General features: G+C 65.5%; 23 protein-coding genes. 21 read left to right on the top strand and 2 right to left on the bottom strand.

Annotation, left to right across the window (positions count from 1 at the left end):
* The first annotated feature begins 785 nt into the window (after positions 1-785).
* From QTN24_RS00810 to QTN24_RS00795, 4 genes are all read left to right on the top strand, one after another.
* Complete coding sequence (locus QTN24_RS00810; protein WP_313835011.1) at positions 786-1,787, top strand: RluA family pseudouridine synthase; 1,002 nt, start codon at positions 786-788, stop codon at positions 1,785-1,787.
* A 61-nt stretch (positions 1,788-1,848) separates the two neighbouring features.
* The gene (locus QTN24_RS00805; RefSeq protein WP_124683805.1) at positions 1,849-2,508 is read left to right on the top strand and encodes an HAD-IA family hydrolase; all 660 of its coding nucleotides are present in this window, start codon (positions 1,849-1,851) and stop codon (positions 2,506-2,508) included.
* Positions 2,501-2,905: a Rieske (2Fe-2S) protein gene (locus tag QTN24_RS00800; protein WP_124683806.1), complete on the top strand. Its 405-nt coding sequence runs from the start codon at positions 2,501-2,503 to the stop codon at positions 2,903-2,905. The genes QTN24_RS00805 and QTN24_RS00800 overlap by 8 nt, the downstream gene beginning before the upstream one ends.
* Before the next feature lie 39 nt (positions 2,906-2,944).
* Positions 2,945-4,102, top strand: a complete 1,158-nt coding sequence (locus QTN24_RS00795) for a S49 family peptidase (RefSeq protein ID WP_313835010.1) — start codon at positions 2,945-2,947, stop codon at positions 4,100-4,102.
* Positions 4,103-4,150: 48 nt separating this feature from the next.
* Here QTN24_RS00795 and QTN24_RS00790 read toward each other — a convergent pair whose 3' ends face one another.
* Together QTN24_RS00790 and QTN24_RS00785 are read right to left on the bottom strand one after the other, a co-directional pair.
* Positions 4,151-4,882, bottom strand: a complete 732-nt coding sequence (locus QTN24_RS00790) for an SAM-dependent methyltransferase (RefSeq protein WP_313835009.1) — start codon at positions 4,880-4,882, stop codon at positions 4,151-4,153.
* 2 nt (positions 4,883-4,884) lie between these two features.
* Positions 4,885-5,484: a Maf-like protein gene (locus QTN24_RS00785; RefSeq protein ID WP_124683809.1), complete on the bottom strand. Its 600-nt coding sequence runs from the start codon at positions 5,482-5,484 to the stop codon at positions 4,885-4,887.
* A gap of 177 nt (positions 5,485-5,661) precedes the next feature.
* On the opposite strand from QTN24_RS00785, the gene QTN24_RS00780 reads away from it, so the two are divergent.
* The 17 genes from QTN24_RS00780 (at position 5,662) to era (ending at position 22,051) form a co-directional block, all read left to right on the top strand.
* Positions 5,662-6,279, top strand: a complete 618-nt coding sequence (locus tag QTN24_RS00780; RefSeq protein ID WP_313835008.1) for a YceD family protein — start codon at positions 5,662-5,664, stop codon at positions 6,277-6,279.
* Between the two features lie 122 nt (positions 6,280-6,401).
* Positions 6,402-6,581: a 50S ribosomal protein L32 gene (gene rpmF, locus QTN24_RS00775; RefSeq protein ID WP_008644820.1), complete on the top strand. Its 180-nt coding sequence runs from the start codon at positions 6,402-6,404 to the stop codon at positions 6,579-6,581.
* A 192-nt stretch (positions 6,582-6,773) separates the two neighbouring features.
* Positions 6,774-7,853: a phosphate acyltransferase PlsX gene (plsX, locus tag QTN24_RS00770; RefSeq protein ID WP_124683811.1), complete on the top strand. Its 1,080-nt coding sequence runs from the start codon at positions 6,774-6,776 to the stop codon at positions 7,851-7,853.
* Positions 7,854-7,940: 87 nt separating this feature from the next.
* Positions 7,941-8,921, top strand: coding sequence for a beta-ketoacyl-ACP synthase III (locus QTN24_RS00765; protein ID WP_124683812.1), 981 nt, complete (start codon positions 7,941-7,943; stop codon positions 8,919-8,921).
* A gap of 72 nt (positions 8,922-8,993) precedes the next feature.
* Positions 8,994-9,929 carry an ACP S-malonyltransferase gene (fabD, locus tag QTN24_RS00760; protein WP_124683813.1) on the top strand — a complete coding sequence of 312 codons (936 nt, stop codon included), beginning with the start codon at positions 8,994-8,996 and terminating at the stop codon, positions 9,927-9,929.
* A gap of 20 nt (positions 9,930-9,949) precedes the next feature.
* Positions 9,950-10,699, top strand: coding sequence for a 3-oxoacyl-ACP reductase FabG (gene fabG / locus QTN24_RS00755; RefSeq protein ID WP_124683814.1), 750 nt, complete (start codon positions 9,950-9,952; stop codon positions 10,697-10,699).
* A 169-nt stretch (positions 10,700-10,868) separates the two neighbouring features.
* Positions 10,869-11,108 (top strand): acyl carrier protein, encoded by a 240-nt coding sequence (acpP, locus tag QTN24_RS00750; RefSeq protein WP_008644813.1) that lies wholly within the window; start codon positions 10,869-10,871, stop codon positions 11,106-11,108.
* 203 nt (positions 11,109-11,311) lie between these two features.
* Positions 11,312-12,544, top strand: coding sequence for a beta-ketoacyl-ACP synthase II (gene fabF, locus QTN24_RS00745; RefSeq protein ID WP_124683815.1), 1,233 nt, complete (start codon positions 11,312-11,314; stop codon positions 12,542-12,544).
* A 253-nt stretch (positions 12,545-12,797) separates the two neighbouring features.
* Entirely contained in the window at positions 12,798-13,397 is a 600-nt protein-coding gene (gene rpoE, locus QTN24_RS00740) for an RNA polymerase sigma factor RpoE (RefSeq protein ID WP_092594264.1), read from the top strand.
* 106 nt (positions 13,398-13,503) lie between these two features.
* Positions 13,504-14,160, top strand: a complete 657-nt coding sequence (locus QTN24_RS00735; RefSeq protein WP_313835375.1) for a sigma-E factor negative regulatory protein — start codon at positions 13,504-13,506, stop codon at positions 14,158-14,160.
* Between the two features lie 8 nt (positions 14,161-14,168).
* Positions 14,169-15,248 carry a MucB/RseB C-terminal domain-containing protein gene (locus QTN24_RS00730; protein WP_124683816.1) on the top strand — a complete coding sequence of 360 codons (1,080 nt, stop codon included), beginning with the start codon at positions 14,169-14,171 and terminating at the stop codon, positions 15,246-15,248.
* A gap of 130 nt (positions 15,249-15,378) precedes the next feature.
* Entirely contained in the window at positions 15,379-16,869 is a 1,491-nt protein-coding gene (locus QTN24_RS00725; RefSeq protein WP_124683817.1) for a DegQ family serine endoprotease, read from the top strand.
* 271 nt (positions 16,870-17,140) lie between these two features.
* The gene (gene lepA / locus QTN24_RS00720; RefSeq protein ID WP_313835007.1) at positions 17,141-18,934 is read left to right on the top strand and encodes a translation elongation factor 4; all 1,794 of its coding nucleotides are present in this window, start codon (positions 17,141-17,143) and stop codon (positions 18,932-18,934) included.
* 63 nt (positions 18,935-18,997) lie between these two features.
* Positions 18,998-19,897 (top strand): signal peptidase I, encoded by a 900-nt coding sequence (lepB, locus tag QTN24_RS00715; RefSeq protein ID WP_313835006.1) that lies wholly within the window; start codon positions 18,998-19,000, stop codon positions 19,895-19,897.
* 132 nt (positions 19,898-20,029) lie between these two features.
* Positions 20,030-20,341: a DUF4845 domain-containing protein gene (locus tag QTN24_RS00710; RefSeq protein WP_253699806.1), complete on the top strand. Its 312-nt coding sequence runs from the start codon at positions 20,030-20,032 to the stop codon at positions 20,339-20,341.
* Between the two features lie 4 nt (positions 20,342-20,345).
* Positions 20,346-21,116 (top strand): ribonuclease III, encoded by a 771-nt coding sequence (gene rnc, locus QTN24_RS00705; protein WP_124683821.1) that lies wholly within the window; start codon positions 20,346-20,348, stop codon positions 21,114-21,116.
* Entirely contained in the window at positions 21,113-22,051 is a 939-nt protein-coding gene (era, locus tag QTN24_RS00700) for a GTPase Era (protein ID WP_313835005.1), read from the top strand. Before rnc ends, era begins: the two co-directional genes overlap by 4 nt.

Genomic DNA, 22,051 nt, shown 5'->3' with positions numbered 1-22,051 from the left:
GCTGGGTGGGAGAGGGCAAATGGGCCTTGCTCCTGGTGCAGCGATGTCTGGCGGATGCCGGCGGGTCCGGGGCGATGGCGGCACGTGGGCCGTGCCAGCGGCACGGCGGCGCTACCGATCGCAGCCGGAGCCGGGATGGCCAGGACGCGTCAAAGAGCAAGTCATCCGGACGCAGCAGTTGCATGCCGTTGCCAAGCCGACCTGTCCGCGGGCGGGCGCGCCGCTGCTTCTTCGCGTTCTGCGCTCGGGGCGCCTCGCGCCGGCTCGTCGAACAACGACGGGCGGCGACGGATCGCGGCCGATACTGCAGGTCGGTTGGCAGGGTGTCTCCTGCCGGGCCGGCACCGGTTCCCGGTGCGGGCGGTCTTCTCTCACCGATGCGGATGCCTGTTTCGATGCCGGCATCCGCATTGAATTCTTTTCTACCTGAACACTCAGTTTCCACGTGTCGGCCGGCTGGTTGCCGAAGCCGCCTATGGGCGGCTTCCTGCGCGCCGGCGCGGCGCGTGCGTGCTGCTGTTTGCCACCATTTGCCCATCTGGCGCCTTGCGGGTACGCAACAGGCGGGAGACAGGCCGGGCTGGCGGCAACCCGAAGTGTAAAATGCGGAATCTCGCGCGGGTACTGGTGGGACTACCCAGAATAATTGCCGGGTGGCCCTGCATGTTCCGTTCCGGTCCGCCGCAATGGGCTGGCTTTCCAGGCCGGGTCCGCGCCAAACATCGCTTACACAGGTCGCACACTCCCGGTCCTTGGCCGGGAATGGCCGGGAAATTATATTGAAAATGAATGAGTTACGCCATCAAATTGAAACGGAGCCGCGCTCCCGCGCGAATGGCCTCCAGGTGGCGTATGTCACGATCGACGAGAGTTCGGAAGGCCAGCGCATCGACAACTTCCTGCTCAAGGTGGCCAAGGGCGTGCCCAAGAGCCACATCTACCGGGTGCTGCGTTCCGGCGAGGTGCGCGTCAACAAGGGCCGGATCGATGCAACTTACCGGCTGAAGCTGGGCGATGTCGTCCGGATTCCGCCGATGCGGGTGGCGGAAAAGGCAGATGGCGAGGCCGCCTACGTGCCGGCCGGCGAGTTTCCGGTGCTGTTCGAGGATACCCACGTGCTCGTCATCGACAAGCCGGCCGGCGTGGCCGTGCATGGCGGATCGGGTGTGGCCTTCGGGGTGATCGAGCAACTGCGGCGCGCCCGTCCGGACGCCAAGTTCCTGGAACTGGTGCACCGGCTGGACCGCGAGACGTCGGGCATCCTGGTCCTGGCGAAGAAGCGCTCGGCGCTGGTCAACCTGCACGAGCAGATCCGCGGCAACGGCATGGACAAGCGCTACTTCGCCTGCGTGGCCGGCGAGTTTCCAAACGCGCGGCAGCACGTGAAGCTGCCGCTATATAAATACAACACGCCGGACGGCGAGCGCCGCGTGCGGGTGCAGGCCGACGGCCTGCCGTCGCATACGGTGTTCAACCGGGTCAAGGCGTTCGAGGAATTCACGCTGCTGGAGGCCGAGCTGAAGACCGGCCGCACGCACCAGATCCGCGTCCACCTGCAATCGACGGGCTTCCCGATCGTCGGCGACGACAAGTACGGCGACTTTGCGCTGAACAAGGCACTTTCGCGCAGCGGCGCGCGGCCGGGGATCAAGCGGATGTTCCTCCACGCGCACAAACTGACGTTCACGCATCCCCAGACCGGGGCGCCGGTGACGGTTTCCGCGCCGCTGCCGGGCGAATGTGTCGAATTTTTGCAACAATTGAGTCCGCTCGGGGCCGCTGGCTGAAAGCGGGCGCCACGCGCCGCCACTTCTCACTGAAACACTTCTGCATCGACCAAGGACCGCAATGGCCAGGCAGCGCTTCGACCTGATCGTCTTCGACTGGGATGGGACCCTGATGGATTCCACCCCGACGATCACCAAATGTATACAGATGGCCAGCCGCGACCTCGGCTTGCCCGTGCCCGACGACAGCGCGGCCAGCCACGTGATTGGGCTGGGCCTGAAGGACGCGCTGTCGTATGCCGTGCCGACGCTCGATCCGGCCGACTACCCGCGCCTGGCCGAGCGCTACCGCTTTCACTTCCTGACCCGCGACGCCGAGCTGGTGCTGTTCCCGGGCGTGCGCGAGATGCTGGAGGCGCTGCACGCCGAGCACTACTTCCTGGGCGTCGCCACCGGCAAGACCCGCGTGGGCCTGGAGCGGGCGTTGGCCAGCACCGGCCTTGGCAAGCTGTTCGATGCCACGCGCTGCGCCGACGAGACATTTTCGAAGCCCCACCCGGCCATGCTGCACGAACTGACGCGCGAACTGGGCCAGGACATCGACCGGACGCTGATGATCGGCGACACCACCCACGACCTGCAGATGGCGATCAACGCCGGCGCGCACGGGCTGGGTGTCTGCTACGGCGCCCATCCGGCCGAATCGCTGCGCGCGATGGCGCCGCTGCACTGCGCCACGTCGATCGACGACCTGCAGCAGTGGCTGCTGACGCATGCGTGACGGCAGCCTGGCCCCGCGCCGGGTGTGCGCGGCGGATGAACTGGTCGATGGCGGCGCCGGCGTGCGGTTCACGGTCCGGGTGTCGGCCGGTGCGTCCGGCGCGCCGCCGCGCGAGATTGGCGCGTTCGTGATCCGCTACGACGGCGCCGTCCACGGCTACCTGAACCAGTGCGCCCATGTGCCCATGGAGCTGGACTGGCAGGAGGGCCAGTTTTTCGACAGTGCGGGCCTATACTTGATGTGTGCGACACATGGCGCAACCTATGCGCCGGACACCGGCCTCTGCGTGGGCGGCCCTTGCCGGGGCGCCGCGCTGGCCAAACTCCGCATCGAGGAACGTGACGGCGCTGTCTTCTGGCAGCCCGAAGCGCCATTTTTTGCGCCCGACGCCGGCTGACCGGCGCCCGGGCCCCGTTTGACGCTTGAGTCCATCTGCATGACAGAACAGCAAAAACCGCCATCGCCTTTCGATCAACCGGACCAGCCCGACCGGGGCACCGAGCCGCCGCCGCGCAACGAGACGCTGGAGACCGCGCCGCGTGCCGACTATCCGCTGGAGGACGAACTGAAGGCCGGCGACGACGCGGCCCAGCGCGAGGCCGACGAACGCCGCGCCCGCCTGGCTGGCAAGCCGGCCAAGCCGGTGGGCGGCGCGGCCGGCGGCTGGGAACGCGATGTGCTGGAAAAGGTGCTGCTGGCCAGCCTGCGCGAGCAGCGCGCGGCGCGGCGCTGGAAGATCTTCTTCCGGCTGGTGGGGCTGGGTATCCTGGCGCTGATCCTGTTCGCGGTCATCGACTTCAAGGGCGACGGCCTGACCAGCACCAGCGGCCGCCATACCGCCATGGTCACGCTGGAAGGCGAGATCGCCGCCGGCACGCCGGCCAGCGCGGAGTCGATCAACGCGTCGCTGCAGGCGGCGTTCGGCGACACGTCGGCGGCCGGGGTGATCCTCAAGATCAACTCGCCGGGCGGCTCGCCGGTGCAGGCCGGCATCATCAACGACGAGATCCACCGGCTGCGCAAGATCTATCCGGACAAGCCGTTCTACGTGGTGGTGGAGGAAATCTGCGCGTCGGGCGGCTATTACGTGGCGGCCGCGGCCGACAAGATCTATGTCGACAAGGCCAGCATCGTCGGCTCGATCGGCGTGCTGATGGACGGGTTTGGCTTCACGGGCCTGATGGACAAGATCGGCGTGCAGCGGCGGCTCTACACGTCGGGCGCCAACAAGGGGATGCTCGACCCGTTCTCGCCCGAGGTGCCGCGCCAGCGCGCGTTTGCCGAATCGATGCTCAAGCAGATTCACCAACAGTTCATCGACGTGGTCAAGGAAGGCCGCGGTGACCGGCTCAAGAACGATCCGGAGCTGTTCTCGGGCCTGTTCTGGTCGGGCGAGCGCGCGGTGGAGCTGGGGCTGGCCGACGGCCTGGGCAGCGCCGACTATGTGGCGCGCGACGTGTTCAAGGCCGAGGACATCGTCGACTACACGGTCAAGGAAAACGTGGCCGAGCGCGTGGCCAAGCGGTTTGGCGCGGCGGTGGGATCGGCCGCGATGAAGGTCATGCTGAGCGTCGGCGCGCCGGTGGTGCGCTGACGCTGGCCAAGGCTGCCGGGCCGGTCCCGGCGGCCCAGGCTCTTACTCTTACTGGGCCAGCAGCGAGAAGATCGCCGGGCGCTTGTGCAGCGGCAGGCGGTCCGGCCGCCAGTCGGCGATGGGCAGCGTGATGATGGCTTCGGTCGGCAGCGTCAGGTCCACGGCGATCGACAGCAGGGTCGTGCCGGCGCAATGTTGGCGCAGCGCGTCCAGCAAGGCGCCATTCCGGTACGGCGTCTCGATCCACACCTGGGTTTGCTGCGCCTTGCGCGAACGCTGTTCGAGGTCGCGCAGCTTGCGGGCCCGTTCCTCGGCGTCCACCGGCAGGTAGCCGTTGAATGCAAAGCTCTGGCCGTTCAGGCCCGAACCCATCACCGCCAGCAGGATCGAACTGGGCCCGACCAGCGGCCGGACCGCGATGCCGCGCGCGTGGGCCAGCCGTACGAGGTCCGCGCCGGGGTCGGCCACGGCCGGTACGCCGGCCTCGGACAGCAGCCCGCCGTCGCGCCCGGCGGCGATGGGGTCCAGCAGCGCGCCCAGCGCGTCGGCCTTCGTATTGACGTTCAGCTCGCGGATCTCGATCTGCTGGATCGCATGGGCCAGTGGCGCGGTTTCGCCCAGTTTCTTCAGGAAGGCGCGGGCGGTCTTGGCGTTCTCGGCCACAAGGTAGTCGAGCCGCGCGGCAATCTGCTGCACGCCGGCCGGAATCACGTCGCTCACCGGGTCGTGTTCGTCGCGCTTGCCGAGCGTGTTGGGAATCAGGAATAGCGTGCCGGGCATGGTCAGGCTCCCAGGATCGGGTAGCCGGCCTGGCGCAGCATGGCGGTCAGCGCCACCAGCGGCAAGCCGATCAGCGCGGTCGGATCGTCCGATTCCACGCGCGCCAGCAGGGCGATGCCCAGGCCCTCGGCCTTGGCGCTGCCGGCGCAGTCGTACGGCGTCTCGATGCGCAGATAGGCGTCGAGTTCGGCATCGGACAGGTTGCGGAACGTGACGCGCGTCTGCACGTCGGCAAGCTGGGCCACGCCGTTGCGGCTGTCGAGCAGGCACAGGGCCGAGTGGAATGTGACGGTGCGTCCACGCATGAGCTGGAGCTGGGCCAGCGCCTTCTCGTGGGTGCCGGGCTTGCCGATCTGGAGGTCGTCGAGCGTGCAGACCTGGTCCGAGCCAATCACCAGCGCGCCCGGGTGGCGCTGGGCGATGGCTTCGGCCTTCAGGCGCGACAGCCGCAGCGCGGTGGCGTCGGGGCGTTCGCCGGGCAGCGGCGTTTCGTCGATGTCGGGCGTCGCCACCTCGAATGGCACCCGCAGGCGCGCCAGCAGGTCGCGGCGGTACGGGGAACTCGACCCGAGGATCAGGGCAGGGCGGGCATCGGAAGACATAGGAACAGGGTGGTCGCTAGGGCGGTGGCGAAAGATGGCTGGCATACGGGGCGCCAGCGGGCGCGGGTTCGTATACTTTGACCGATCCGGAAAAAACAACGTATAATCGCGCGTTTAGCTGCACAGGCACATCGTTGCCGCTCATGTGTGGCAAACAAGGCATTTCTGCGATTCAGTATGAGTCAGCCGACCCAGCCAGCGGCGTCCGCCGTGGCCTTCGACCTGCGTGAAACCGATCTCTTCGTCTTCTGCCGCAAAGGTGGCAGCGTGGCGGGAGAGGTGCCGGTGCGCGATTTGCCGCGCATCTTAGCCGAGACGGCTGCCGATGCGCCAGCGTCCGCGCGGGACGAGGCATTTGCCTACACCCTCGCCGGGTTTGCGCGTGAGGAGGCAGCCGAGCCCGGCGCGCCGGCGTCGCAGCGGCTGTTCGTCGAGGTAACGGTCAACGGCCGCGTCTGGCTGGATTGCCAGCGATGCCTGGGCGTGTACGCCGAGCCGATCGCCACGAAGATGTGCTTCGAGGTGGTAGCCAGCGAGGCGGCCGCCGACGAGGCGCCGATGGACGACGACGAACTCGACGTGATCGTGGGGTCGAAGAAGTTCTCGGCGCTGGAACTGATTGAGGATGAAGTGCTGTTGGCGTTGCCGACGGCACCCAAGCATGTGGTCTGCCCCACGGTGCACGAGTCGCTCGTGACCGGGGCGGACGGCGAGGTGGAGCCCGAGGCTGCACCCGAGGAAGAAAAGCGGCCATCGCCCTTCGCGGCGCTGGCCGGCCTGAAGACCAGGCACTGACGCCGCGCGAGGCGCGGCCGGTGGCGGTCATCCAGGTAGCAGGTCAAGCATCCGGCCGGGCCCCGGCTACGCCTTGCGCAGGATGCGTGTGTTAATATCGCAAAATTCTCGAAGGAGTCATCATGGCTGTTCAACAGAACAAGAAGTCGCCGTCCAAGCGCGGCATGCATCGTTCGCACGACCATCTGTCGGTCGCCCCCCTGGCCGTCGAGCCGACCACGGGCGAAACCCACCTGCGCCACCACGTGAGCCCGAACGGCTACTACCGTGGTCGCAAGGTCATCAAGACCAAGAACGACTGACCAGGTCGTCTGGCGTGACCCTGTGTCTCGCTCGCGCACGTTGTCAGGTGTAAAACAGGAAAGCGGCAAGCTCGTTGCCGCTTTTTTGTTGGGCGCTCGGCGCCCGCACGGCAGCGTATTCGCGCGTCCGGCTGGTTGCGTCCCCGCGAACCGAGGCGGCGGGTGCCGGCGCGCTTTCCGTATCAGGAAACAATGACGATCAAGCTCGCTATCGACTGCATGGGCGGTGATCACGGAGTCTCCGTGACAGTGCCGGCGGCGATCAGTTTTCTTTCGCGTCACGACGACGCCGAGATGGTCCTCGTCGGCCTGCCCGACGCCATCGCCGCGCAGCTCAAGAAGCTGCACGCGACCGATCATCCGCGCGTGACCGTGGTGGCCGCGACCGAGGTCATCACCATGGACGACCCGGTGGAAGTGGCGCTGCGCAAGAAGAAGGATTCTTCGATGCGCGTGGCCGTGACGCAGGTCAAGGAAGGCAAGGCCGGGGCCTGTATTTCCGCCGGCAACACGGGCGCGCTGATGGCGGTGTCGCGCTACGTGCTCAAGACGCTCGAAGGCATCGAGCGGCCGGCCATCGCCACCACGATTCCGAACGAGCAGGGCTGGGGCACCACGGTGCTGGACCTGGGCGCCAATGCCGACTGCGAGCCGGAACACCTGCTGCAGTTCGCGCGCATGGCCGAGGCCATGGTGGCCGTGGTGGACCACAAGGACCACCCGACGGTGGGCCTGCTCAACATCGGCGAGGAAGTGATCAAGGGCAACGAGGTGGTCAAGGCCGCCGGCGAGCTGCTGCGCGCTTCCGAGCTCAACTTCTACGGCAACGTGGAAGGCAACGACATCTTCAAGGGCACGACGGACATCGTCGTCTGCGACGGCTTTGTCGGCAACGTGGCGCTCAAGAGCACCGAGGGCCTGGCCAAGATGATCGGCAGCATGATCAAGGAAGAATTCACGCGGTCGTGGTTCACCAAGCTGCTGGCGGCAGTGGCCATGCCGGTGCTGTCGCGCCTGGCGCGGCGGCTGGACCCGGCCCGCTACAACGGTGCCTCGCTGCTGGGCCTGCGCGGGCTGGTGATCAAGAGCCACGGATCCGCCGATGCCCATTCCTTTGAGTGGGCGATCAAACGCGGGTATGATGCGGCCAGAAATGGCGTCATCGAACGCATTGCCAAGGCCTTCGCCAACAAGTCCGGTGCCGCTGGCGCCGCGACGGCGGGCCCGGAGACAGACACACCGGACCCTCATTCCGATACCCGTGCCGCCTGAGGCCGCGCGCCCCCGGGCGGCTGGCCGGAGGGTTCGCCCGACGGCCTGGCCAGGGCGGACCGGCGAGCACCACGATCCGACACACTCATGACCAAGTACGCAAAAATCATCGGCACGGGGAGCTACCTGCCCCCGCGGCGCGTCACGAATCACGACCTGGCCGCGCAGCTTGCCGAGAAGGGCATCGAGACCAGCGACGAGTGGATCGTCTCGCGCAGCGGCATTTCGGCGCGCCACTGGGCGGAACCCGACGTCACGGCCAGCGACCTCGCGGTCAAGGCCGCCGAGCAGGCGATTGCCGCCGCCGGGATCGAACGGCAGGACATCGACCTGATCATCGTGGCCACGTCCACGCCCGATTTCGTGTTCCCGAGCACCGCCTGCCTGGTGCAGCAGAAGCTCGGCATCACGAACCACTGCGCGGCGTTCGACCTGCAGGCGGTGTGCTCGGGCTTCGTGTACGCGATGTCGACGGCCGACAAGTTCATCCGCAGCGGATCGCACAAGAACGTGCTGGTGATCGGCACCGAAGTGTTTTCCCGCATCCTCGACTTCAACGACCGCACCACCTGCGTGCTGTTCGGCGACGGCGCCGGCGCCGTGGTGCTGACGGCCTCGGACGAGCCGGGCATCCTGTCGTCGGCCATGCATGCCGATGGCAACCACGTGGATATCCTGTGCGTGCCGGGCAACGTGTCCGGCGGTGCCATCACCGGCAACGCCTTCCTGCACATGGACGGCCAGGCGGTGTTCAAGCTGGCCGTCACGGTGCTGGACAAGGTGGCCCGCGAGGCCATCGCCGCGGCCGAGATGCAGGCTGACCAGATCGACTGGCTGATTCCGCACCAGGCCAACATCCGCATCATGCAGGGTACGGCCAAGAAGCTGGGCCTGCCCGGCGAGCGCATGGTGGCGACGGTCCACGAGCATGGCAACACCTCGGCCGCGTCGATCCCGCTGGCGCTGGACGTGGCCGTGCGCGACGGCCGCATCCAGCCGGGCCAGACCGTGCTGATGGAAGGCGTGGGCGGCGGCTTCACCTGGGGCGCGGTGCTGCTGCGCATGTAATATGCGGCCGGTGCGCGCCGCCAGCCGGCGCCGCACCGCTCGACACGATGAATAGCTAGGACTGGATTGCCGATGAAATTCGCATTCGTTTTCCCCGGACAGGGTTCGCAATCGGTTGGCATGCTCAACGCGTTCGCCGACCACCCGGTGGTGCGCGCCACGCTCGACGAAGCTTCGGCGGCGCTGGGCCAGGACATCGGCAAGCTGATTGCCGAAGGCCCGGCGGAAGAACTGAACCTGACGACCAATACCCAGCCCGTGATGCTGACCGCGGCCGTGGCCGTGTACCGCGCCTGGCTGGATGCCGGCGGTCCGGCGCCGGCGCTGGTGGCCGGCCACAGCCTCGGCGAGTATTCGGCCCTGGTGGCCGCGGGCGTGATCCCGTTTGCCGACGCGGTGCCGCTGGTGCGCTTCCGCGCCCAGGCCATGCAGGAAGCGGTGCCGGTGGGCGAGGGCGGCATGGCCGCGATCCTCGGCCTGTCCGACGATGATGTGCGCGCGGCCTGCGCCGAGGCGGCCGCGGCCGGTGTGGGCGTGGTGGAGGCCGTCAACTTCAATGCCCCGGCCCAGGTGGTAATCGCCGGCAACAAGGCCGCCGTGGAAAAGGCGTGCGAGATCGCCAAGGGCAAGGGCGCCAAGCGCGCGCTGCCGCTGCCGGTTTCGGCCCCGTTCCACTCGTCGCTGCTGAAGCCGGCATCGGACCGCCTGCGCGAGCGCATGGCCGGCCTGGCGTTCTCGGCGCCGTCGATCCCGCTGGTCAACAACGTCGACGTGGCCATCGTCAACGACCCGGACCAGATCAAGGACGCGCTGGTCCGCCAGGCCGCCGCGCCGGTGCGCTGGGTCGAGTGCGTGCAGAAGATGGCCGCCGAGGGCGTGACCCATGTCATCGAGTGCGGCCCGGGCAAGGTGCTGGCCGGCATGACCAAGCGCATCGACAGCAACCTGGTGGGTGGTGCAATCTTCGATCCGGCATCGCTGCAGGAAACGCTGGCGCTGCTGAAATAAGACCAAGGAACGAACGCAACATGAGCAAGACGCTGGAAAATCAGGTCGCGCTGGTGACGGGCGCCTCGCGCGGCATCGGCCGGGCGATCGCGCTGGAACTGGCCCGCCAGGGTGCCATGGTGATCGGCACCGCCACGAGCGAGGCCGGCGCCGCGGGCATCGGCGAATACCTGTCGGCCGAAGGGCTGAAGGGGCATGGCGTGGTGCTGAACGTGAACGACGCCGCGCGCTGCGACGCCGTGATCGACGAGATCGTGAAGACGCATGGCGGCCTTGCCGTGCTGGTGAACAACGCCGGCATCACGCAGGACCAACTGGCCATGCGCATGAAGGACGACGACTGGACGGCTGTGATCGACACGAACCTGACGGCCGTGTTCCGGCTGTCGCGCGCCGTGCTGCGCCCGATGATGAAGGCCCGCGGCGGGCGCATCATCAACATCACGTCGGTGGTGGGGTCGGTCGGCAATGCGGGCCAGATGAACTACTCGGCGGCCAAGGCCGGCGTGGAGGGCATGACGCGCGCGCTGGCGGCCGAGATCGGCAGCCGTAACGTGACCGTGAACTGCGTGGCGCCGGGCTTTATCGACACGGACATGACCAAGGTCCTGTCGGAAGAGCAGCAGGCCAGCCTGAAATCGCGCATTCCGCTGGGCCGCCTGGGCCAGCCCGAGGACATCGCCAACGCAGTGGCTTTCCTGGCTGGTCCGCAGGCCGCGTACATCACGGGCACCACGCTGCACGTGAATGGCGGCATGTACATGAACTGAGGATTCTGGCCGGCTTCGGTTTCGAGGGAGAAGCCGCAAGAAGCCGGTTGAAGTGGCTGTTTTTGAAACCAATCGGGCGCGATTCTTGCAAAGATTGGCAGGCGGATTTTTTGTGGTCCAAACCTGCTAAAATGCGCCCACTTTTTGTCGAACTTCCCTGGAGGGTTACATGGACAATATCGAACAACGCGTCAAGAAAATCGTGGCTGAACAGCTTGGCGTGGCCGAGGCAGACATCAAGAACGAATCGTCGTTCGTGAATGACCTCGGTGCGGACTCGCTGGACACGGTTGAACTCGTGATGGCGTTGGAAGATGAATTCGGCATGGAAATTCCGGATGAGGAAGCCGAGAAGATCACGACCGTGCAACAAGCCATCGACTACGCCACCGCGCACGTCAAGGCTTAAGCCGTCGTCATCATATTCCGAGCCACAGAAGGCGCATGGACGGGGCCGTCACGGTCCTGTCATGCCGTTTTCTGTGGCTTTCGTCTGTTCGAAGAAGCTGTATCGGAAAGGTATCTGGCCAACTGCCCTATGACATATGTCGGCAGCCCGCGCCGGGTCCTGAAGCATTCCGGTTCCACTTCACGCACTCGTAGGAAAGAATAGTGAGCCGTCGTCGCGTCGTCGTCACTGGGCTCGGCCTTGTGTCTCCGGTCGGAAACACGGTTGCCGAAGGCTGGGCCAATCTGGTTGCCGGCAAGTCCGGCATCGCCACCGTTACCAAATTCGATCACTCCGCCCTGGCAGTTCATTTTGCCGGCGAGGTGAAGGGCTTCAACGCCGAGGAATACATCCCGGCCAAGGAAGCCCGCAATATGGATACCTTCATCCATTTCGGCATTGCGGCTGGTTCGCAGGCGCTGAAGGACAGCGGTCTGGAAGTGACCGATGCCAACGCCGACCGCGTGGGCGTGCTGGTGGGCTCGGGCATCGGCGGCCTGCCGATGATCGAGGACACGCAGATGACGCTGGCCAACCGCGGCCCGCGCCGGATCTCGCCGTTCTTCGTGCCGGGGTCGATCATCAACATGATCTCGGGCCACCTGTCGATCATCCACGGCCTGAAGGGTCCGAACCTGGCGGCCGTGACGGCCTGCACGACCGGCCTGCACAGCATCGGCCTGGCCGCCCGCCTGATCCAGGCCGGCGACGCCGACGTGATGCTGGCCGGCGGCGCCGAGTCGACGGTCTCGCCGCTGGGTATCGGCGGCTTTGCCGCGGCGCGCGCGCTGTCCACCCGCAACGAGGACCCGGCCACTGCGTCGCGTCCGTGGGACAAGGACCGCGACGGCTTCGTGCTGGGCGAGGGCGCCGGCGTGATGGTGCTGGAAGAGTACGAATCGGCCAAGGCCCGGGGCGCCCGGATCTACGCCGAGTTGGTCGGCTTCGGCATGAGCGGCGACGCATTCCACATGACCGCCCCCAATACCGACGGCCCGCGCCGTTGCATGGTGGCGGCCCTGAAGGACGCCGGCGTGAATCCGGACGAGGTGAACTACCTGAACGCGCATGGCACGTCGACGCCGCTGGGCGACAAGAACGAGTCCGACGCGATCAAGCTGGCGCTGGGCGACGCCGCCTACAAGGTGGCCGTCAACTCGACCAAGTCGATGACCGGCCACCTGCTGGGTGGCGCGGGCGGCCTGGAATCGGTCTTCACGGTGCTGGCGCTGCACAACCAGGTGTCGCCGCCGACGATCAACATCTTCAACCAGGATCCCGAGTGCGACCTGGACTACGTGGCCAACACGGCGCGTGACATGAAGATCGACGTGGCCGTGAAGAACAACTTCGGCTTCGGCGGTACCAACGGCACGCTCGTTTTCCGCCGTATCTGAACGCGCGGCAGCCGTCGCGCGGGACCGGGCCCTTCGACCGGAGGGCCCCGGTCTCCATTCCGCATGTTCCCGGTTCGTTCCCTGCCGCGGTTGCACGCCGGTGCAACCGCGCAACCCGGCAAGTGAACCAATTTGCGTCTCCGCGGTCACAGAATGCGCTTTGCGACACCCAGCGGCGCCCCGATCGTAGGTAAAATACAACGCTTGTCGTGACGACGAAACCAAGAGATACACTGCAGCAGGTGAACCATTCGTGAGCGAACGCGAAGCCGATCAGCTTCTAGTTGAACGCGTCCAGCAGGGCGACAAGAAGGCCTTTGAACTGCTGGTGGTCAAGTACCACCGGAAGATCATCCGCCTGATCTCGCGCCTTGTCCGGGACCCCGCAGAAGTGGAGGATGTGGCGCAGGATGCCTTTATCAAGGCCTACCGTGCCCTGCCCCAGTTCCGGGGGGAGTCCGCCTTCTACACGTGGCTGTACCGGATCGCTGTCAACACTGCCAAGAACTACCTGGCGACCCAGGGGCGCCGTCCGGAAGCCTCCAGCGATATCGATGCCGAAGAGGCTGAAACTTTTGCGGACGGTGAGCAACTAAGGGATATCAATACGCCGGAGTCCATGCTGCACACGCGCCAGGTTGCCGATACGGTAAACCGCGCGATGGAAGCATTGCCCGAGGAATTACGTACCGCCATCACGCTGCGCGAGATCGAAGGCCTCAGCTACGAGGAGATCGCGGAGGCGATGGGGTGTCCGATCGGCACGGTGCGCTCGCGGATCTTCCGGGCGCGCGAGGCGATTGCGGAAAAATTGCGGCCCCTGCTGGGAACGGCAGAGGGCAAGCGGTGGTAAGTAAGAATGTCGTGCAGCCAGCGTTGCAGCCTATTCCTGCATCGATAAACGACAAGCGGTAGTGACGGGATTTATCGGTGTTTCATGGAATTTCTTGGGGTTGGAAATGGGTCAGGCTCATAAGCAGTCGGTTCATGTAATGGAAGCAGCGGAGCAGGTCTCCATCCTGATGGATGGTGAGCTGACGGCGCACGAAGTCGACGCGGCGCTCGATATCGCGAAAGACGATAGCGGGATGGCCGACTGGTCGATGTATCAACTGATCGGTGACACGCTGCGCTCGGAAGAGCTGTCGCACGCGGGGTCCACCGCCGATTTTCTTTCCCGGTTTTCTGCCCGGCTCGAGGCCGAACCGCACGTGCTGGTGCCGGCGGTAGCCGCCGCACGCCGCCACCGCCTGCTGGTGCGCCCGTCGTGGGTGCGCCGCGTGGTGCCCGGCACGGCAATCGCCGCCGCCGTCGCCGCGGTGAGCTGGGTGGTCGTGCCGCAGATGCGCGGCACGGGTGACGTGGGCGCGCCGGACGCCATCGTGGCGCGCGCCGACCAGCAGCCTGGCAGCGCGATGAAGGCCGGTGCGCCGGTCGCGGCCGCGCCGGGCGGCATCGTTACCGTCTCCGCCGACAGCGCGCAGATGATCCGCGATCCGCGGCTCGACGAATACCTGCGTGCGCACCGCACGTCGGTGGCGACCGACGCCTTTGTGCCGACCATGCGCACGGTGGCCAACGGTGCCAACTTCTCCCAGGATAATTCGCAGGAATAATGCCGGACATGCATAAAGGACGGTCGCCCGTAAATGTAGCGGGCGTACATGGAAGGAAGGGCCTGCGCAGGTCCTTTTTTCTGGCCTTGTGTCTGACTGCTGCCGCGGCCACCGCGCAGCCGTCGGACAGCACGCTGAACCGACGCGATGCCACCGCGTGGCTCAACAAGATCCATCGCGCCGCCCAGCGCGAGAACTACGTCGGCACGCTGATCTACCAGCGCGGCAGCGTCATGCATGCCTCGCGTATCCAGCATTACAGCGACCTCGCGCACAACGAGTACGAACGCCTGGAGACCCTGGACGGCAAGCCGCGCGAGGTGCTGCGCCAGAACGACGTCGTGCATAGCCTGATTCCCGAGGCGAAGCTCGTCGTGGTCGAGAAGCAGGAGGCGAAGGACCGTTTCCCGGCGCTGCTGGCCACGAACAAGAGCGACGTGCTCGATCTGTACGACATGCGCAAGCTGCCGGCGGAGCGCGTTGCCGGTGTCGAGTGCGAGGTATTCGCGCTGGAGCCGCATGATTCGGCCCGGTATGCCGTGCGCCTCTGGGCGGACCGCAACTCCGGCCTGCTGATGCGCGCCCAGACCATCGGCGAAGGCGGCAAGGTGCTGGAGCAGGTGGCGTTCTCGCAGGTCGACATCGGCGTGCCGTCGGACAAGCAACGCATCCTGAACGCGATCAAGGCTGCGGCGTCGTGGAACCACTACGAGGTCAGCTACCAGTCGGCCAATATCGCCGACGAGGGCTGGACCATCAACACCCCGATCAAGGGGTTCCAGAAGATTCGCGAAGTCCGCCGCCCGCTGGGCGAATTGCGGACCCCGCCGCAGGGCAGCAAGCCCGCCGGCGTGTTCGAGGTGCTGCAGGTGGTGTACAGCGATGGGCTGACCGGCCTGTCGGTGTTCATCGAGCCGGTCTCGGAACAACGTGCCCGCCGCGAAGGCGTGGCCTCGCTCGGGGCGACCCAGGTGGTGGTGCGACGGGTGTCCGACTACTGGATCACCGTGGTCGGTGAAGTGCCGGCCGCCACCGTCAAGCAGTTCGCAGCCGGCGTGGAGTACCGCCCGCCCAAGGCGTTACACTGAGCCAGTTCCTGGTGTGTCGGCGGGGCAGCGAATCCCGCGCCGGACCACCAGGCCGTGCGCTTCGCAGGCGCCCCCGGCCAAGCCTGCCGCGAAGCAACCGTTTCTCGCTGATTCTCCCGGGAGTTCGTCGATGATTTCCAGATCCCCAGCCCTGGCGCGGGCCATGGTCATGGTGGCCATGCTTGTGCTTGGTCCGGCCGTATCCGAACTGGGCCACGCCCAGGCCGCGGCCTCGAATTACAACCTGCCCGATTTCACCGATCTGGTCGAAAAGGCGAGTCCCGCCGTGGTCAATATCCGCACCACGGAGCGCGTGCGCTCGCGCGGCAATTCTCCCGAGGACGACGAGATGGCGGAGTTCTTCCGCCGCTTCTTCGGCGTCCCGATGCCGGGCACGCCCACGCCGCCGCGCCGCGGCCAGCCGCAGACGCCGCCCCAGGGCGAAGAGCAGAGCCGGGGCGTGGGGTCGGGGTTCATCATCAGCGCCGATGGCTACGTGATGACCAACGCCCACGTCGTGGCGGACGCCGAGACCATCTATGTCACGCTGCCCGACAAGCGCGAGTTCAAGGCCAAGCTGATCGGTTCCGACAAGCGCACGGACGTGGCGCTGCTCAAGATCGAGGCGAGCAACCTGCCGCGCCTGGCGCTTGGCGATTCGGACAAGATCCGGCCGGGCGAGTGGGTGCTGGCCATTGGCTCGCCGTTCGGACTCGACAACAGCGTGACCGCCGGCATCGTGTCGGCCAAGGGCCGCGATACGGGAGACTACCTGCCGTTCATCCAGACCGACGTGGCCGTGAACCCCGGCAACTCGGGCGGGCCGCTGATCAACCTGCGCGGCGAGGTCATCGGGATCAACTCGCAGATCTATAGCCGCAGCGGTGGCTACATGGGCATTTCGTTCGCGATTCCGATCGACGAGGCGATGCGCGTGACCGAGCAGCTCAAGACGAGCGGCCGTGTGACGCGCGGCCGGATCGCCGTGGCGATCAGCGATGTGTCGAAGGAAGCCGCCGACTCGCTGGGGCTGGGCCGGGCGCGGGGCGCGCTGGTCGGCAGCGTCGAACCGGGCGGTCCGGCGGAAAAGGCCGGCATCGAGGCCGGCGACATCATCCTGAAGTTCAACGGCCGCGACATCGAGAAGGCGTCTGACCTGCCGCGCATGGTCGGCGATACCAAGCCGGGCACCCGCGTGCCGCTGCAGGTGTGGCGCAAGGGCCAGACGCGCGACGTGCAGATCACCGTGGCCGAGCTGGAGCCGGATGGCGCCAAGTCCGCCGCCCGCAAAGGGGATCGCCGTGGCAACAGCGGCGGCGAGGAGCAGCAGGCCGCCAAGCCGAACGCGCTGGGGCTGGTGGTCAGCGACATTGCCGAGACCAAACTGCGCGAGCTGAAGATCAAGTCTGGCGTGGAGGTCGAGACGGCCGACGGCCCGGCGGCCCGCGCCGGCATCCGGCCCGGTGACGTGATCCTGCGCGTCGGCGACACCGATATCACGGGCGCGCGCCAGTTCAACGAGCTGGTCAAGGGGCTCGATCGCAACCGGATGGCCGCCGTGTTCGTGCGACGCGGCGACGCCACCCAGGTGCTGACGCTGCGTCCGAGCCAGAGCCGTTAAGGCGCTGGGGCACGGAAATGGCCCGTTTCGGGTCGTTCGTCGGCCAGGAAATCGCGCCGGAGGGCATCTCCGGCGCGTTTTTTCTTGGCGCGTGCGCGAGGCGCCATGCCGTACGGCGGCCGGCGCGCCAAGCGCCACCCATTTCCCGCGACGGAAGTCCTTGAAACTACTGTAAAATCGCGGATTGGCGCAAAATCCTGCGCCCCTCCTTTCTTGCCGCGCCCGCGCCATCTGACTTGCCGGGCCGCGCTGGCGCTTTCCAGATCATTAGATGGACCATATTCGTAATTTTTCGATCATTGCCCACATCGACCACGGTAAATCGACCCTGGCCGATCGGATCATTCAGCGCTGTGGCGGGCTGTCGGATCGGGAAATGGAAGCGCAGGTGCTCGACTCGATGGACATCGAGAAAGAGCGCGGCATCACGATCAAGGCCCAGACCGCCGCGTTGAGCTACAAGGCGCGCGACGGCCAGGTCTACAACCTCAACCTGATCGACACGCCGGGCCACGTCGACTTCAGCTACGAAGTCAGCCGCTCGCTGTCGGCGTGCGAAGGCGCGCTGCTGGTCGTCGATGCGTCGCAGGGCGTGGAAGCGCAGACTGTGGCCAACTGCTACACCGCCATCGAGCTGGGCGTGGAAGTGGTGCCGGTGCTGAACAAGATCGACTTGCCGCAGGCCGATCCGGACAACGCCAAGCAGGAAATCGAGGACGTCATCGGCATCGACGCGAGCGACGCCACGCCGTGCTCGGCCAAGACCGGCCAGGGCGTGGAAGACGTGATCGAGGCGCTGATCGCCAAGGTGCCGCCGCCCAAGGGCAACGCCGACGCGCCGCTGCAGGCGCTGATCATCGACTCGTGGTTCGACAACTACGTCGGCGTGGTGATGCTGGTGCGCGTGGTCAACGGCACGCTGCGTCCCAAGGACAAGATCCTGCTGATGGCCATCGGGGCGCAGCACCTGACCGAGCAAGTGGGCGTATTTTCGCCAAAATCGATCCAGCGCGACGCGCTGACGGCCGGGCAGGTGGGCTTCGTCATCGCCGGCATCAAGGAACTGAAGGCGGCCAAGGTCGGCGACACGATCACCACGATCCAGCGCCGGGCGGAAGCACCGCTGCCCGGCTTCAAGGAAGTCAAGCCGCAGGTGTTTGCCGGCCTGTATCCGGTGGAAGCCAACCAGTACGAAGCGCTGCGCGAATCGCTGGAAAAGCTGCGCCTGAACGACGCGTCGCTGCAGTTCGAGCCGGAAGTCTCGCAGGCGCTGGGCTTCGGCTTCCGCTGCGGCTTCCTGGGCCTGCTGCACATGGAAATCGTGCAGGAACGGCTGGAGCGCGAATTCGACATGGACCTGATCACGACCGCGCCGACCGTGGTCTACCAGGTCCAGTTGCGCGACGGCACGATGGTGACGGTGGAAAACCCGGCCAAAATGCCCGATCCGAGCCGGATCGAGGCAATTCTTGAACCGATCGTGACCGTCAACCTGTATATGCCGCAGGATTATGTCGGCTCGGTGATCACGCTGTGCACGCAGAAACGCGGTTCGCAGATCAACATGAGCTACCACGGCAAGCAGGTGCAACTGACGTACGAGATTCCCATGGCGGAAATCGTCATGGATTTCTTTGACCGGCTGAAATCGGTGTCGCGCGGTTATGCGTCGATGGATTACGAATTCAAGGAGTATCGTCCGTCCGACGTGGTCAAGGTCGACATCCTGATCAACAGCGACAAGGTCGACGCGCTGTCCGTCATCGTGCACCGCTCGAACTCGCAATACCGCGGGCGCGAGGTGGCGGCCAAGATGCGGGAAATCATTCCGCGCCAGATGTACGACGTGGCCATCCAGGCCGCCATCGGGTCGAACATCATCGCGCGCGAGAACGTCAAGGCGCTGCGCAAGAACGTGCTGGCCAAATGCTATGGCGGCGATATTTCGCGGAAAAAGAAACTGCTGGAAAAGCAGAAAGCCGGCAAGAAGCGGATGAAGCAGGTGGGCACGGTGGAAATCCCGCAGGAAGCCTTCCTGGCCATCCTGCAGGTGGACGACAAATAAGCGTCGCCAACCGGCCGGAGCCTCCGGGCGATACCAACAAAATAGACATCACTCCAAGCCGTCATGAATTTTGCACTGATCCTTTTCGTGCTGGTCGTCATTACGGGCATTGCCTGGGTTGCTGACAAGCTGGTCTTCGAACGCCAGCGCCGCAGCGTGACACAACTGGCGCTGGCCGAGTTCGACTCGCAGCGCCAGTACATGCAGGCCGGGCAGGGCACCGCCGATCTGGATCGCTCGCGCGCCAGGCTGGCCGAGGAAAAAATGCGCCAGCCGTGGTGGCTGGAATATTCGGCGAGCTTCTTCCCGGTCATCCTGGCCGTATTCGTGCTGCGCTCGTTCGTGGTCGAACCGTTCAAGATTCCTTCCGGGTCGATGATCCCGACGCTGCTGATCGGCGATTTCATCCTGGTGAACAAGTATGAATACGGCATCCGGCTGCCGGTGATGAACAAGAAGGTCGTCGATATCGGCGAGCCGCAGCGTGGCGACGTGATGGTGTTCCGTTACCCGAAGGACGAATCGCTCGACTACATCAAGCGCGTGATTGGCGTGCCGGGCGACGTGGTGCGCTACGAGAACAAGAAGCTGACGATCAATGGCAAGCCGGCCGAATACAGCCAGTTGCCGGAATACCTGGACGAGGAACGGCTGGCCTACTCGAAGCATTTCACCGAAAAGCTGCCGGGCGGCCCCGAACATGGCATCCTGAACGACGCGGACCGGCCGGCATTCGTGGCGGGCGCCGATCCGGATTTTCCGTTCCGCGATAACTGCACTTACAATCAGCAGGGCCTGACGTGCAAGGTGCCGGAAGGTCACTATTTCGTCATGGGAGATAACCGTGACAACAGCCTCGATTCCCGTTACTGGGGGTTCGTGCCGGACAAGAATATCGTCGGCAAGGCCTTCATGATCTGGATGAATCTGGGCAATTTCGGGCGCGTGGGGTCGTTCAAATAAGCAGTTGGCGGCTCCAGGCGGCGCAAAACACTCACTAAAGAGGGCAGCGCGATGGGTCAGCAGTTTGGGGTTAATCGGGGGAAAGTCCGCGCTTTGGTGATCAATAGATCACGTGGATTTTCGTTGGGGTCGATGCTGGTCGTCGTCATTCTGATTGCGGCGGTCGCATTGCCGGCACTGAAATCGTTACCCAGTGCCATGGAATATTTCTCGGTCAAGCGCGCGATCAATTACGCCCGTGACCGGGCCATGAACCGCAAGGACGTGGCCGCCAATTTCGACAGGCAGGCCCAGATCGACAACATCACCTCGATCCGGGGTGAGGATCTGGACGTGAACGAGGACGAAACCGGCCGAATCCGGTCCATCGGCTTCGAATACCGGACCGAAGTGAAGGTCTACGGACCGTTGAGCTTTTTGATAACCTATTCGGGAACGCAGTAAAGACATGACCCTCGACGCCTTGCAGCAACGTCTCGGCTACCGATTCAGCAAGCCCGAATTGCTGCAGCAGGCGCTCACGCATCGCAGTCATAATGCGCAGCACAACGAACGGCTGGAATTCCTGGGCGATTCGGTGCTCAACTGCGCGGTGGCGGACATGCTCTACGGCATGTTCGGCAAGCTGGACGAGGGCGACCTGTCGCGCGTGCGCGCCAACCTGGTCAAGCAGCAGGCGCTGTACGAGATTGCGCAGATGCTGCAACTGTCCGACGCGCTGCGCCTGGGCGAGGGCGAACTGAAGAGCGGCGGTTTCCGCCGCCCCTCGATCCTTGCCGATGCGCTGGAGGCCATCGTCGGCGCGGTCTTTCTCGATAGCGGATTCGACGCCGCCCGGGCGCTGATCCGCAAGCTGTATATCCCCATTCTGGAGCAGGTCGATCCGCGCACGCTGGGCAAGGATGCCAAGACGCTGCTCCAGGAGTACCTGCAGGGCCACAAGATCGCCCTGCCGCAGTACAACGTCATAGCCACGCACGGCGCGGCGCACAGCCAGCAATTTGAAGTCGAGTGCATCGTGCCTAAACTGGAGGTGCGCGTGTTCGGCACCGGCGCGTCGCGCCGGGCGGCCGAGCAGGCGGCGGCCAAGCTGGCGCTGGACGAAGTCCAGAAGCTGGTGCCGCAGTTGCTCAAGCGCAGCCGTGCCGAACGCACGGGCAAGACGCGCAAGCAGCCGGTGCCGCCGGATCCCCAGTTGTCTCTCAGGTTGAAGGAATGACCGATTCTCTCCCTCCGCAGCAGGACGCTGCGGACCCGTCCGGTGCCCCGGCTTTCCGCCGCGGCACCGTGGCCATCGTTGGCCGCCCCAATGTCGGCAAATCCACGCTGATGAACGCGCTGGTCGGCCAGAAGGTCAGCATCACGTCGCGCAAGGCGCAGACCACGCGCCACCGCATCGTCGGGATCCAGACCACGGACGACGCCCAGTACGTGTTCGCGGACACGCCGGGCTTCCAGACGCGGCACGCCAGCGCGCTGAACCGGTCGCTGAACCGCGCCGTCACGTCGACGCTGTCTTCGGTGGATGTGGTGCTGTTCGTCGTGGAAGCCGGCTATTTCGGCCCCGATGATGAAAAGGTGCTGACGCTGCTGCCGAAGAACGTGCCCGTGCTGCTGGTCTGCAACAAGCTCGACCGCATCGGCGAAGGCCGCTATGAAGTGATGATGCCGTTCCTGGAGCAGATGGGGCAGCGCTTTCCGTTCACGGAAGTGGTGCCGATGTCGGCCAAGACGCGCGACCACATCCAGCGGCTGCTGGCCATCATCCGCCCGTTCCTGCCCGAAGGCGAGCCGATGTACGACGTCGACGCCATGACGGACCGCAGCGAGCGCTTTCTGGCGTCGGAAATCATCCGCGAGAAGGTGTTCCGCTGGACCGGCGACGAACTGCCGTACACGAGCACCGTCGTCATCGACAAGTTCGAGACCGAAGGCCGGCTGCGTCGTGTTTTCGCCACGATCCTGGTCGAGCGCGACGCCCACAAGGCCATGATCATCGGCAACAAGGGCAGCAAGCTCAAGCAGATCTCCACCGAGGCGCGCCTGGACATGGAAAAGCTGTTCGACGGCAAGGTCTACTTGGAGATGTGGATCAAGGTCAAGAGCGGCTGGGCCGACAACGAAGCCGGACTGCGCGCCTACGGCTACGAGTGA

The sequence above is a fragment of the Cupriavidus sp. SZY C1 genome (assembly GCF_032190535.1).
GTDB classification, from domain to species: Bacteria; Pseudomonadota; Gammaproteobacteria; order Burkholderiales; family Burkholderiaceae; genus Cupriavidus; species Cupriavidus pauculus_C.
Note: the sequence above shows the minus strand (reverse complement) of the source record. Positions and strands in the feature narration are given on the sequence as shown.

Excerpts from the sequence above, each read along its gene's own strand:
- QTN24_RS00810 (WP_313835011.1), top strand. The coding sequence starts at position 786 with ATGAATGAGTTACGCCATCAAATTGAAACGGAGCCGCGCTCCCGCGCG.
- QTN24_RS00805 (WP_124683805.1), top strand. The coding sequence starts at position 1,849 with ATGGCCAGGCAGCGCTTCGACCTGATCGTCTTCGACTGGGATGGGACC.
- QTN24_RS00800 (WP_124683806.1), top strand. The coding sequence starts at position 2,501 with ATGCGTGACGGCAGCCTGGCCCCGCGCCGGGTGTGCGCGGCGGATGAA.
- QTN24_RS00795 (WP_313835010.1), top strand. The coding sequence starts at position 2,945 with ATGACAGAACAGCAAAAACCGCCATCGCCTTTCGATCAACCGGACCAG.
- QTN24_RS00790 (WP_313835009.1), bottom strand. The coding sequence starts at position 4,882 with ATGCCCGGCACGCTATTCCTGATTCCCAACACGCTCGGCAAGCGCGAC.
- QTN24_RS00785 (WP_124683809.1), bottom strand. The coding sequence starts at position 5,484 with ATGTCTTCCGATGCCCGCCCTGCCCTGATCCTCGGGTCGAGTTCCCCG.
- QTN24_RS00780 (WP_313835008.1), top strand. The coding sequence starts at position 5,662 with ATGAGTCAGCCGACCCAGCCAGCGGCGTCCGCCGTGGCCTTCGACCTG.
- rpmF (WP_008644820.1), top strand. The coding sequence starts at position 6,402 with ATGGCTGTTCAACAGAACAAGAAGTCGCCGTCCAAGCGCGGCATGCAT.
- plsX (WP_124683811.1), top strand. The coding sequence starts at position 6,774 with ATGACGATCAAGCTCGCTATCGACTGCATGGGCGGTGATCACGGAGTC.
- QTN24_RS00765 (WP_124683812.1), top strand. The coding sequence starts at position 7,941 with ATGACCAAGTACGCAAAAATCATCGGCACGGGGAGCTACCTGCCCCCG.
- fabD (WP_124683813.1), top strand. The coding sequence starts at position 8,994 with ATGAAATTCGCATTCGTTTTCCCCGGACAGGGTTCGCAATCGGTTGGC.
- fabG (WP_124683814.1), top strand. The coding sequence starts at position 9,950 with ATGAGCAAGACGCTGGAAAATCAGGTCGCGCTGGTGACGGGCGCCTCG.
- acpP (WP_008644813.1), top strand. The coding sequence starts at position 10,869 with ATGGACAATATCGAACAACGCGTCAAGAAAATCGTGGCTGAACAGCTT.
- QTN24_RS00735 (WP_313835375.1), top strand. The coding sequence starts at position 13,504 with ATGGGTCAGGCTCATAAGCAGTCGGTTCATGTAATGGAAGCAGCGGAG.
- QTN24_RS00730 (WP_124683816.1), top strand. The coding sequence starts at position 14,169 with ATGCATAAAGGACGGTCGCCCGTAAATGTAGCGGGCGTACATGGAAGG.
- QTN24_RS00725 (WP_124683817.1), top strand. The coding sequence starts at position 15,379 with ATGATTTCCAGATCCCCAGCCCTGGCGCGGGCCATGGTCATGGTGGCC.
- lepA (WP_313835007.1), top strand. The coding sequence starts at position 17,141 with ATGGACCATATTCGTAATTTTTCGATCATTGCCCACATCGACCACGGT.
- lepB (WP_313835006.1), top strand. The coding sequence starts at position 18,998 with ATGAATTTTGCACTGATCCTTTTCGTGCTGGTCGTCATTACGGGCATT.
- QTN24_RS00710 (WP_253699806.1), top strand. The coding sequence starts at position 20,030 with ATGCTGGTCGTCGTCATTCTGATTGCGGCGGTCGCATTGCCGGCACTG.
- rnc (WP_124683821.1), top strand. The coding sequence starts at position 20,346 with ATGACCCTCGACGCCTTGCAGCAACGTCTCGGCTACCGATTCAGCAAG.
- era (WP_313835005.1), top strand. The coding sequence starts at position 21,113 with ATGACCGATTCTCTCCCTCCGCAGCAGGACGCTGCGGACCCGTCCGGT.